This is a genomic window from Providencia sp. PROV040, assembly GCF_032706145.1.
Classification (GTDB): domain Bacteria; phylum Pseudomonadota; class Gammaproteobacteria; order Enterobacterales; family Enterobacteriaceae; genus Providencia; species Providencia hangzhouensis.
Window position 1 is genome coordinate 3,594,367 of sequence record NZ_CP120530.1, and the last position, 11,928, is coordinate 3,606,294.

The following is an 11,928-nucleotide window of genomic DNA, read 5'->3' on the forward strand; positions in this document are numbered from 1 at the left end:
AAACATTCAAAAGGTAAATAACATGGCTGAGATTACCATTTATAGTAAACCTAACTGCGTTCAGTGTAATGCAACTTATCAAGCCTTAGATCGCAAATCTATTTCCTACCAAATCATTGACCTTACTGAAGACAGCCAAGCTCTTGAATTAGTCAGAAAATTAGGCTACCAGCAAGTTCCCGTTGTTATTGCGGGAGACAAACATTGGGCAGGTTTTCGACCAGACATGATTAGCTTATTAGCCGCTTAGGTGGTGTTATGAAAACGGAATCACTCATCTATTTTTCAAGTCGCTCAGGAAATTGCCATCGCTTTATTGAAAAGCTAGGTGTCCCAGCAACGCGGTTGCCTATTGGAAGCCACGAAAATAGTCTAATTGCGACAAAACCTTATGTTTTATTACTGCCGACCTACGGTGGTGGTGGTAGCAAAGGTGCTGTCCCAAAAGAGGTGATCCAATTTCTTAATATTGAAGTCAACCGCACACTTATCCGCGGTGTTATTGCTGCGGGTAATACCAATTTTGGTGATGCCTATGCGATAGCTGGAAATATCATTGCGCAAAAATGCCATGTCCCCTACCTATATCGTTTTGAACTTCTTGGTACTGATAAAGATGTTCAGTCCGTTCAACAAGGCCTAAAAACGTTTTGGCAACGTACAAACAACTAGAGTTATTCCAAATGGATAAAATGCAAAATATATCAGATGTGGATTATCATGCGCTCAATGCGATGTTGAATTTATATGATAATGAAGGCCGTATTCAATTTGATAAAGACAAAGAAGCGGCTCACCACTATTTTCGACAGCATGTGAACCAAAACACCGTATTTTTCCATGATTTAAAAGAAAAATTAGACTTTTTAGTACAAGAAAATTATTACGAAAACAGTGTATTAGAACAATATGACTTTGAATTTATCAAAGCACTATTTAAACAGGCATACGCTCATAAATTCCGTTTTCAAACGTTTCTCGGTGCCTTTAAATATTACACGAGCTATACGCTGAAAACTTTTGATGGCAAACGCTATCTCGAACGCTATGAAGATCGCGTTTGTATGGTTGCTTTAACGCTTGCGCAAGGGAGTGAATCTCTTGCTAAATTGTATGTCGATGAAATTATTACAGGTCGTTTCCAACCTGCAACTCCCACCTTCCTTAACTGCGGTAAAAAACAACGCGGTGAGCTAATCTCTTGTTTTCTTTTAAGAATCGAAGACAACATGGAATCTATTGGCCGCTCTGTGAATTCGGCTTTGCAGCTATCCAAACGAGGTGGCGGAGTCGCCTTTCTAATGACCAATTTGCGGGAACAAGGCGCCCCAATAAAACTGATTGAAAACCAGTCTTCTGGTGTTGTTCCTGTCATGAAAATGTTAGAAGATGCATTTTCTTATGCCAACCAATTAGGTGCAAGGCAAGGCGCCGGTGCCGTCTATTTGCATGCTCATCACCCTGATATTATGCGTTTTCTTGATACTAAGCGTGAAAATGCAGATGAAAAAATACGGATTAAAACACTTTCTTTAGGGGTCGTTATCCCCGATATTACTTTCCAGCTAGCGAAAGATAACCAGGACATGTATTTGTTCTCTCCTTATGATATTGAGCGCATCTATGGGGTTCCTATGTCTGAAATTAGCGTTACAGACAAATACCATGAGATGGTCAATAACAAAGCGATAAAAAAATACAAAATTAATGCTCGGGAATTTTTCCAAACTTTAGCTGAGATTCAGTTTGAATCTGGATATCCGTATATTTTATTTGAAGATACTGCCAACCGAGCTAACCCTATCGCAGGGCGCATAAATATGAGCAATCTTTGCTCAGAAATACTGCAAGTTAATCGCCCTAGCGTTTATGAAGACGATTTGAGCTATCAACAAATTGGTAAAGATATTAGCTGTAATTTAGGCTCCATGAATATTGCTAAAACAATGGATTCACCGGATTTCGCCCAATCAATAGCTGCGGCAGTCAGAGCATTGAGCGCAGTTTCAGATATGAGCGATATTCGCTCTGTCCCTTCCATTGCTGAAGGTAACCGACAATCGCATGCGATTGGGTTAGGTCAAATGAATTTACATGGCTACTTGGCAAGGGAGCATATTTATTACGGCTCAGAAGAAGCGCTCGATTTCACCAATATCTATTTTTATACGGTCACCTATTACGCAATAAAAACTTCAAACCAATTAGCCATCGAAAGAAAAACTGCATTTGTTGGTTTTGAACATTCAACCTATGCCTCTGGTGATTATTTTGATAAATATATCAACAATATTTGGCTACCAAAAACACAAACCGTTCAGGAATTATTCCGACATTCGGGTATCGAAATTCCAACTCGTGAAGATTGGCAAGCTTTAAAGCAGTCTGTCATTACCTATGGGATTTATAACCAAAACTTGCAAGCAATACCTCCTACTGGGTCCATTTCTTATATCAATAATTCAACATCAAGCATTCACCCGATTGTTTCACGAATTGAAATTCGTAAAGAAGGTAAAATTGGTCGTGTCTACTACCCTGCTCCTTTCATGACGAATGAAAACTTAGAATATTACCAAGATGCTTACCAAATCGGCCCTGAAAAAATTATTGATACTTATGCCATGGCAACTCAGCACGTTGACCAAGGTTTATCTTTGACTCTATTTTTTAAAGATGATGCCACCACACGAGATATTAACCGAGCGCAAATATATGCCTGGCGAAAAGGAATCAAGACATTGTATTACATCCGATTACGCCAAACTGCCCTCGAAGGAACTGAAGTCGAAGGCTGCGTATCTTGCACTTTGTAATAGGAAAATATTATGACCACCAGCGCATCTAATACACCAGTAAAAGCCATTAACTGGAACCGTATTCAGGATGATAAAGACTTAGAAGTATGGAACCGATTAACAAGCAATTTTTGGCTTCCAGAAAAAGTGCCATTATCTAATGATATTCCGTCTTGGAATACCCTAACTGCTGCAGAAAAACAGTTGACGATACGTGTATTTACTGGTCTTACCCTGCTAGATACGATTCAAAATACGGTCGGTGCACCTTGCTTAATGCCAGATGCTCAAACCCCCCATGAAGAAGCGGTTTTGTCGAATATTAGCTTTATGGAAGCAGTACATGCCCGCTCTTATAGTTCAATATTTTCAACACTCTGCTCAACGGTTGATGTCGATGATGCATACCGCTGGAGTGAAGAAAACAATGCATTACAAAATAAAGCTAAGATCATCCTATCTTATTATTGTGATTCACATCCTTTAAAGAAAAAAATAGCAAGTGTCTTTTTAGAATCATTTCTATTTTATTCAGGTTTTTATTTACCAATGTATTGGTCAAGTAGAGGCAAATTAACCAATACCGCAGATCTTATACGCTTAATTATTCGTGATGAAGCCATACATGGCTATTATATTGGCTATAAATTTCAAAAATCATTAGCACAATATGATGAGAATACTCAGAAAGAAATTAAGGATTTTTCTTTTTCATTATTATTCGATTTATATGAAAATGAAGTAAAATATACACAAGAGCTTTATGACACAGTTGGTTGGTCAGAAGATGTCAAAAAATTCCTTCATTATAATGCGAATAAAGCATTAATGAATTTAGGTTATGAAGCCTTATTTCCTGATACGGTCACCGATGTCAGTGCTGCGATATTATCTGCTTTATCTCCTGATGCAAATGAAAATCATGATTTCTTTTCGGGCTCTGGTTCATCTTATATTATTGGTAAAGCAGTCAGTACCGAAGATGATGACTGGGACTTTTAACCAAAGCTTTAATTTAGCTTATTGATAAACATCATTCACAACAAAAACCATACCATGATGAATTATAATGATTTTATTCATCATGGTATTTTTTGGTTCAAAAAATAGACTGATTTATTCGTTTTTTATATGTATATCTGTTTAATTACTCATTTTTAATGAGTTAATCTGGCCATTAATTTCAATTCAATCAAGTTTCACTTCATTTTTCATTAATTTGATTAATCAATAAGCTATTAAATTCAATTTTTTCATCCATCAGTTCAACATCTATCCACCTAAAAATTAAATAAAATCAGTAGTCCCCATATTAATAAAAGCAAAGTGTATTATTTTTGAATAAATTCAACCTCACCAGTAAGTTAACTTTGATATGGAAATCATAAAAATTATCATCCTATAGCTCAATGACACTTTTATTTATATTAATAAAATCATTTTTCACCTCTAACTTTTTTGATTAATTATACTTAACCTAGGGTTGCCAGCTGATTTTATTATGCTAGGGTTTATTGCTTGCAAATTTTACTAATAACTCAAACGGAGGAATTTGAATTTAATCCATAATTAGCTAATCAATTAAACTAAATACAGGAATCTATGCCCTAATAATTTTCAAAGGATAATCATAGTTAGGAAACATAGTGTTAACTATCACTATAGAATTCATCACTCTCAATACAGGTAATTCATTTTCCTTATTGATTGAAAATTGGGTAAATAATATATGGCAATAAAATTACAAGTTAAAAACTTATATAAAATATTTGGGGACAATCCTGATCAAGCATTTAAGCTATTAGAATCAGGTATGAATAAAGATGATATCTTTGAAAAAACAGGCCTAACCGTAGGTGTTCAAGATGTTAATCTGACGATTGAAGAAGGCGAAATCTTTGTTGTCATGGGACTTTCTGGCTCAGGAAAATCTACCTTGGTGCGCCTCCTCAATCGCCTGATAGAACCTACTAGCGGGCAAGTCATGATAGATGGAGAGGATATTTCCAATATCTCTGACAAAGCATTGCGCGAAGTTAGGCGAACAAAAATTAGTATGGTGTTTCAATCCTTTGCATTGATGCCACATATGAACGTCATTGATAACACCGCTTTTGGTATGGAACTTTCTGGTATTCCAAAAGAAGAGCGCCATAAGAAAGCCATGAATGCACTTGAGCAAGTTAATCTTGAAAAATGGGCGAATTCATACCCAGATGAGCTCTCGGGTGGGATGCGTCAGCGTATCGGGTTAGCCAGAGCACTAGCCAATGACCCTGATATTCTGTTAATGGACGAAGCGTTCTCAGCCCTTGACCCATTAATTCGTACTGAAATGCAAGATGAACTGCTATCCTTACAAGGAGATAAACAACGCACTATTGTCTTTATTTCTCATGATCTTGATGAAGCCATGAGAATTGGTGACCGCATTGCCATTATGCAAGGAGGCGTTGTCGTTCAAGTTGGTACGCCTGATGAAATTCTCAATAATCCAGCGAATGATTATGTTAAGACCTTTTTCCGCGGTGTGGATATCAGCCAAGTATTCAGCGCTAAGGACATCGCGCGTAGGCGGCCAAATGCCCTATTACACATCGCACCGGGTTTTGGTCCCCGTTCCGCGCTAAAAGTCCTTAATGATGAAGATCGCTATCACGGTTATTTAATTTCCCGAGGACATACCTTTGCCGGAGTAGTTTCTGTTGAATCCTTAGAAAAAGCGCTTCACGAAAAAGCAGGTATAGAAGCCGCAATTTTAACTGATATCGAACCAATTCAAGGTGATACATCCTTAAATGAAGTTATTTCTACAGTAGCACAAGCCCCTTGCGCCGTTCCGGTTATTAACGAAAAAAACCGGTATTTAGGCGTGATTTCAAAAGGAATGCTGTTACAAGCGCTGGATAAGGAGACACCAAATGAGTAAGCAAAATCAAGAAACAACGACGAACCAGCAAGATCCATGGGCTGATACTGAAGTCACTGAGACACCAACACAAGGTACTGAAAATACACCAGCTGATGACCCATGGGCAGCGACAAGCTCTAGCGAGACAAATACCTCTGCGGATGATCCTTGGGGCAATGCATCAGACACAACAACACCTGCTGATACCAGTTCGAGTGATTGGCTTGATGCCGCACCGACTGATAGCATCGTGCCCGATCAGTTTAATATTATGGACCCCTTCCAACACACACTGATCCCCCTTGATTCATGGGTTACGCATGCTATCGATTGGGTTGTTCTCAACTTTCGTCCTGTATTCCAAGGAATACGCGCCCCCATTGATTTCATTCTGAGCGGGTTTGAACAATTTCTTACATCACTACCAGCTCCTGTTGCCATTATTATTTTCGCATTACTCACTTGGCAATTAGCCGGACGCGCAATGGGTGTGGCCACATTTATTTCGATGATAGCCATCGGGGCGATTGGTGCTTGGTCAGAAGCGATGGTGACACTATCTCTAGTGCTCACATCTTTACTGTTTTGTATTGTGATAGGACTACCACTGGGTATTTGGTTGGCACGTAGTGATAGAGCCGCTAAGATTATTCGCCCATTACTTGATGCGATGCAAACCACACCTGCATTCGTCTATTTAGTCCCGATTGTTATGTTATTTGGTATCGGTAATGTGCCTGGTGTCGTCGTCACCATTATATTTGCTTTACCGCCAATCATTCGTTTGACCATTTTAGGGATCAAACAAGTCCCAGCTGACTTAATTGAAGCCGCTGAATCATTCGGTGCAAGCCCTCGCCAAATGCTGTTTAAAGTGCAATTGCCATTGGCAATGCCAACCATTATGGCCGGGGTGAACCAAACCTTGATGTTAGCACTGTCGATGGTCGTTATCGCCTCAATGATTGCAGTCGGAGGCTTAGGCCAGATGGTCTTACGGGGTATTGGCCGCCTTGATATGGGTCTCGCGTCTGTCGGAGGGGTCGGTATTGTTATTCTGGCTATCATCTTAGACCGTTTTACCCAATCTTTAGGGCAAGATACTCGCGGCAAAACATCATGTCGTTGGTATCAAAAAGGCCCTATTGGGCTAGTCATGCGCCCATTTTGTAAAAAAAACCATTAATCAGAACATCCTCCATTCACCTAAGTGCCACTCACGTGGCACCTAACTTGGCTCTTAACTTTAAAGCCAAGCTCGCTGCGAAAAAACAGAGGGAACAATATAATGAAACATAAAATCATTCTTGCATCTGCACTAACAGCCATGTTTACCGTCCCATTTGCAGGTGCTAACAACCTGCCAGGTAAAGGGGTAAAAATTAACCCTGTGCAAAGTACGATCAGTGAGGAGACATTCCAAACACTGATTGTTGCGAAAGCCCTTGAAGAGCTCGGCTATGATGTCCAACCGATCAAAGAAGTCGACTATAATGTCGCTTACGCATCAATTGCGAACGGTGATGCGACTTACTTAGCCACCAGCTGGGTTCCTTTACATAATGCGCAATATGACGCCGCTGGTGGTGATAATGTGTTCTATCGTCAAGGTAATTATGTTGTCAATGCGGCTCAAGGCTACCTCATCGACAAAAAAACCGCTGAAAAATACAAAATTACCAATGTTGAACAACTCAAAGACCCTAAAATTGCCAAACTCTTTGATTCAAATGGTAATGGTAAAGCGGATTTAACGGGATGTAACCCAGGTTGGGGCTGTGAAGCAGCCATCAATAACCATTTAAAAGCCTATGACTTAGAAAAAACGGTTGACCATAACCAAGGGAACTACGCGGCAATGATGGCAGATACCATTACCCGATATAAAGAAGGTAAGCCTATTTTATATTATACGTGGACGCCTTATTGGATAAGTGATGTCCTCAAGCCGGGCCGTGATGTAGTTTGGTTAGAAGTGCCATTCTCATCAATGCCAAACGGTGAAAAAACAGACACCACATTACCTAACGGAAAAAACTATGGTTTCCCACCAAATACCATGCATATCGTCGCCAATAAAAAATGGGCTGCAGATAACCCTGCTGCAGCAAAATTATTTGAAGTAATGAAACTACCTATTGCCGATATTAATGCGCAAAACTTAAGAATGCATAATGGTGAAGCATCTCAATCGGATATTCAGCGCCACACAAATGCTTGGATCAAAGCCCATCAATCCACTTTTGATGGCTGGGTAAAAGAAGCACAAGAAGCCGCTAAGTAAGTATAAACAGCTCGATTAAGTCACCTTAGCCACCCTAGCCGGTGGCTTTTTTACATCAATGACAAAAAGAAATAAACCAAGGTAATAAATTTTGTTTATAGTAGTCGCCTAGCTAATAATAGGTAATCTTCATGAAACAGACCCAAACTGCAGAGCTAACAACGGGCCTCACTATTTTAATGGCCATTGCCACAGGTCTTGTCGTTGCCAGTAATTACTATGCTCAACCGCTTTTAGACACCATTGCAGGGCAGTTTAATTTAACCACTAATATGGCTGGGTTTATTGTCACCGCGGCCCAACTGGGCTATGCGGCAGGTTTACTTTTTTTAGTCCCGTTGGGAGATTTGTTTGAACGCAAGCGTTTAATTTTAACGATGACCTTTCTTTCGGCATTAGGGCTATTAATTACAGCGCTTTCAAATAATATTTGGCAAATCCTTTTAGGTACCGCCCTTACTGGACTATTTTCAGTTGTTGCACAAGTCCTGATCCCACTAGCAGCATCTATTGCTAAGCCACATAAACGCGGTAAAGCGGTAGGAATGATTATGAGTGGGTTATTGCTGGGCATTTTACTTGCAAGAACGGTTTCAGGTGCTGTTGCTATGGTCGGTGGCTGGCGAGCGATCTATTGGGTGGCCTTTGCATTATTGATGCTGTTAATGATTGTTCTAGCCATTAAACTCCCCCGCTACCATCAAAAAACTAACTTAAACTACTTCCAGCTCATTGGTTCTATTGGCCGGTTATTTTTCGGCACTCCAGTGCTTGCGGTACGCGCTTCTCTCGGTGCATTATCATTTGCCAATTTTGGTTTACTGTGGACCGCAATGGCTTTCTTATTAGCCAGTCCGCCATTCAATTATTCCGAAGGGACTATAGGTTTATTTGGCTTAGTCGGTGCCGCAGGTGCCATTATGGCCTCCCAAGCAGGGCATCTTGTCGATAAAGGCAAAGGAAAGCTCATTACAACTATTGGGTTGGTGTTATTACTATTATCCTGGATACCCATCGGTTTAGCGAAATATTCCCTGGTCGCATTTATCATTGGTATTTTGGTGCTAGACCTTGCAGTACAAGCCGTCCATGTCACCAGTCAGAGTACGTTATATCGAATATTACCTGAAGCTCGTAACCGCCTAACGGCAGGCTATATGACCAGCTATTTCATTGGGGGCGCACTAGGATCTCTACTTTCAGGCTATGCCTATGAACACGCGGGTTGGGAGGGAGTTGCGATTGCAGGTGCAATCTTAACCACTCTAAGTTTAATTATTTGGGCTATCGGTATTCGCTATGATCCCATCATCACCACAACTGATGACTAAACATAACTGATATCTGTATCAATACATTTTATGATGAAAATTTTCGAGATCACATAAACATATAAAGTCTCATAATACATTAAACTTATGTGACTCAATTTTACCCATCAAATCTGTTGAATATTGAATAAATAAACAGTTCATCATAAGGCCAATAATTATCAACCGTAATAGTAAACAAAGTAAATATTAGGGAATGACACAGTTAAACAAATACAATGACTCTATGAAAAGGTAGTATAACTGTTAATAAATCAAATTATTGCTATATCAGATAATGTTTAAATTATACAAAAATAAGTAATTACACCTATCCATTAAAAATATCTATCTAAGTTGTAATTATTGGGTAACAAAAAAAATGGTATTGAGTTAATGTCGTGTGATTATATATTGTTTTGTATGATTGAAATTAACCTTTAATTAAGCATTGGCTTGGTTATTTTATAACCAAAAATGACACTATCAGTGTAAAAAGGTCAGCCTGCTATACAAAAATAGGTAAATTACATTCATAAAATTTATGAATCATGTATCATTATCAAAATAAAATCGGCGATATTAATTAAGTATAATTGCTAATTCTATCTTTTAATATACCATTTAGGTGGTTGATGACAGTTGTAATCTTACCAACTGAAACTAATAAGGTATCCCAATAATGGAAAGTTCATTTACACCAACTGAAGAGCTACTCAATGCTCGTGTAGAACAACAAGATTCACATGAAAGTCCTATTCCGTATCAAGAAATCCTACTGACACGCCTATGCATGCATGTTCATGGGAAGTTACTTGAAACACGAAATAATATGTTAAGGTCTCAAGGTATTAATGAAACCCTGTTTATGGCACTTATGATCCTTGATACAAAAGACTCCCGCAGTATTCAGCCATCTGAACTCAGTGCGGCTCTTGGTTCCTCACGAACCAATGCAACACGAATTGCAGATGAACTGGAAAAAAATGGTTGGATTGAGCGCAAAGAAAGTCACAACGATAGACGTTGCCTTCATCTACACCTCACAGAAAAAGGGACGGAATTTTTAAATGGCCTATTACCACCTCAACACAGCGCATTAATTGATATTTGGTCTGTTTTAGATGCTGATGAGAAACAACAGCTTAACACGCTGATGCGTAAATTACTGACAAAACTGGATACTATAAAAGATTGACCATAACATTTGTAAGGTTAATGTATTTGAGCCATTCTTAAGCTCAAAGGTGAAAAAAAACTTTTCAGCCCATAATATTTCATTATCCTTTCACCCTTATGCTTTACGATATCCCATCAAACAGCAAAATCATTTGTAGTCTCAGTTTCCAGTGGTTATTACCTAACTACTGGAAACAACCGTGATCCTTATCCAGAGAAGTGGAGAAATACGAGTATGAGTTCCCCTGAGGAAATGCAACAAACGCAAACTCCCCAACGAAATAAAAAAAGGCAACGTAAAAGTGCGCTTATCTTGTTGACTCTATTATTTATTATTATAGGCGTTGGCTGGGGGGCCTACTGGTATCTCGTTCTTCGTCACTATGAATCAACGGATAATGCTTATGTCGCGGGAAACCAAGTACAAATACAATCCCAAGTTTCCGGCAGCGTGATGACTGTCAATGTGGACAACACAGATTTCGTGACAAGTGGAACTGTTTTGGTTGAACTGGACCCACGTGATGCTGAATTAGCTCTCGATAAAGCAAAAACAGAATTAGCCAACAGTGTGCGTCAAACCCGCCAGCACATGGTTAACAGCCGCCAGCTACAAGCCAATATTGAGGTCAAACGTTCTGAATTAAACCGGTTGCAAAATGATTTAAAACGTCGAGAAGTTTTAGGTAGTAGCCATGTCATTGGTAAAGAAGAACTACAACACGCAAGAGAAGCTGTCGTCAGTGCTAAAGCGGCATTAGACATGGCAATAGAACAATATAATGCTAATCAAGCCATAGTGTTAAATAGCTCAATTGAAAAACAACCCGCTGTAGAGCAAGCAGCAACACAAGTTCGAAACGCTTGGCTCACCTTGCAACGGACGAAAATCGTCAGCCCTGTTGATGGCTATGTTTCACGCCGCAGTGTACAAGTGGGTTCACAAATCACCCCTTCAACCCCATTAATGGCCATCGTTCCTTCCAATGGTATGTGGATTGATGCGAACTTTAAAGAAACACAACTTGCGGATATGCGTATCGGCCAACCTGCGAAGGTCATTACTGATTTTTACGGTAAAGATATCGTATTTAACGGTACTGTTGTGGGACTTGATATGGGAACAGGTAGCGCGTTCTCTTTATTACCTGCACAAAATGCCAGTGGTAACTGGATCAAAGTGGTCCAACGCCTACCCGTACGTATTGCCTTAAATGAAAACCAACTTGAAGAACACCCATTACGTATCGGTTTATCCACCGAAGTTACGGTTGATACATTAGATAAAAATGGCAAAGTGCTTTCTAAAGGGATGCGTGATACCCCTGCTTACCATACTGCTGCATTAGCTGTAGATATGTCTCCTGCGGACAAAATAGTTACTGAGATAATTAATAATAACCTAGGAAATAAATAGTGGGGGTGCAATCGTGACGACAGCACCTT

General features: G+C 39.5%; 10 protein-coding genes. All 10 read left to right on the forward strand.

Going from position 1 to position 11,928, the window contains the following annotated elements; translation table 11 throughout:
• Positions 1-22 precede the first annotated feature (22 nt).
• The 10 genes from nrdH (at position 23) to emrA (ending at position 11,899) form a co-directional block, all read left to right on the forward strand.
• A complete protein-coding gene (gene nrdH / locus P3L40_RS16685) occupies positions 23-250 on the forward strand; it encodes a glutaredoxin-like protein NrdH (protein WP_036957963.1) in 228 nt (75 codons plus the stop codon).
• 8 nt (positions 251-258) lie between these two features.
• Positions 259-672: a class Ib ribonucleoside-diphosphate reductase assembly flavoprotein NrdI gene (gene nrdI, locus P3L40_RS16690; protein ID WP_004257105.1), complete on the forward strand. Its 414-nt coding sequence runs from the start codon at positions 259-261 to the stop codon at positions 670-672.
• 11 nt (positions 673-683) lie between these two features.
• Positions 684-2,816, forward strand: a complete 2,133-nt coding sequence (gene nrdE, locus P3L40_RS16695) for a class 1b ribonucleoside-diphosphate reductase subunit alpha (protein ID WP_153674169.1) — start codon at positions 684-686, stop codon at positions 2,814-2,816.
• Between the two features lie 12 nt (positions 2,817-2,828).
• Entirely contained in the window at positions 2,829-3,800 is a 972-nt protein-coding gene (gene nrdF, locus P3L40_RS16700; RefSeq protein WP_112307280.1) for a class 1b ribonucleoside-diphosphate reductase subunit beta, read from the forward strand.
• A 727-nt stretch (positions 3,801-4,527) separates the two neighbouring features.
• Positions 4,528-5,727, forward strand: coding sequence for a glycine betaine/L-proline ABC transporter ATP-binding protein ProV (proV, locus tag P3L40_RS16705; RefSeq protein ID WP_004257111.1), 1,200 nt, complete (start codon positions 4,528-4,530; stop codon positions 5,725-5,727).
• Positions 5,720-6,895 carry a glycine betaine/L-proline ABC transporter permease ProW gene (proW, locus tag P3L40_RS16710; RefSeq protein WP_004257114.1) on the forward strand — a complete coding sequence of 392 codons (1,176 nt, stop codon included), beginning with the start codon at positions 5,720-5,722 and terminating at the stop codon, positions 6,893-6,895. Before proV ends, proW begins: the two co-directional genes overlap by 8 nt.
• 102 nt (positions 6,896-6,997) lie before the next feature.
• A complete protein-coding gene (gene proX, locus P3L40_RS16715; RefSeq protein ID WP_094961792.1) occupies positions 6,998-7,993 on the forward strand; it encodes a glycine betaine/L-proline ABC transporter substrate-binding protein ProX in 996 nt (331 codons plus the stop codon).
• A 131-nt stretch (positions 7,994-8,124) separates the two neighbouring features.
• Entirely contained in the window at positions 8,125-9,324 is a 1,200-nt protein-coding gene (locus P3L40_RS16720) for an MFS transporter (RefSeq protein ID WP_136134943.1), read from the forward strand.
• A 661-nt stretch (positions 9,325-9,985) separates the two neighbouring features.
• Positions 9,986-10,501, forward strand: coding sequence for a transcriptional repressor MprA (gene mprA, locus P3L40_RS16725; protein WP_004257124.1), 516 nt, complete (start codon positions 9,986-9,988; stop codon positions 10,499-10,501).
• A gap of 216 nt (positions 10,502-10,717) precedes the next feature.
• A complete protein-coding gene (emrA, locus tag P3L40_RS16730) occupies positions 10,718-11,899 on the forward strand; it encodes a multidrug efflux MFS transporter periplasmic adaptor subunit EmrA (RefSeq protein WP_180312096.1) in 1,182 nt (393 codons plus the stop codon).
• Positions 11,900-11,928 lie beyond the last annotated feature (29 nt).

What these genes read in the sequence shown, in the direction of transcription:
- mprA (WP_004257124.1), top strand. Translation starts at nt 9,986, where the DNA reads ATGGAAAGTTCATTTACACCAACTGAAGAGCTACTCAATGCTCGTGTA.
- emrA (WP_180312096.1), top strand. Translation starts at nt 10,718, where the DNA reads ATGAGTTCCCCTGAGGAAATGCAACAAACGCAAACTCCCCAACGAAAT.
- nrdE (WP_153674169.1), top strand. Translation starts at nt 684, where the DNA reads ATGGATAAAATGCAAAATATATCAGATGTGGATTATCATGCGCTCAAT.
- proX (WP_094961792.1), top strand. Translation starts at nt 6,998, where the DNA reads ATGAAACATAAAATCATTCTTGCATCTGCACTAACAGCCATGTTTACC.
- nrdF (WP_112307280.1), top strand. Translation starts at nt 2,829, where the DNA reads ATGACCACCAGCGCATCTAATACACCAGTAAAAGCCATTAACTGGAAC.
- proW (WP_004257114.1), top strand. Translation starts at nt 5,720, where the DNA reads ATGAGTAAGCAAAATCAAGAAACAACGACGAACCAGCAAGATCCATGG.
- P3L40_RS16720 (WP_136134943.1), top strand. Translation starts at nt 8,125, where the DNA reads ATGAAACAGACCCAAACTGCAGAGCTAACAACGGGCCTCACTATTTTA.
- proV (WP_004257111.1), top strand. Translation starts at nt 4,528, where the DNA reads ATGGCAATAAAATTACAAGTTAAAAACTTATATAAAATATTTGGGGAC.
- nrdH (WP_036957963.1), top strand. Translation starts at nt 23, where the DNA reads ATGGCTGAGATTACCATTTATAGTAAACCTAACTGCGTTCAGTGTAAT.
- nrdI (WP_004257105.1), top strand. Translation starts at nt 259, where the DNA reads ATGAAAACGGAATCACTCATCTATTTTTCAAGTCGCTCAGGAAATTGC.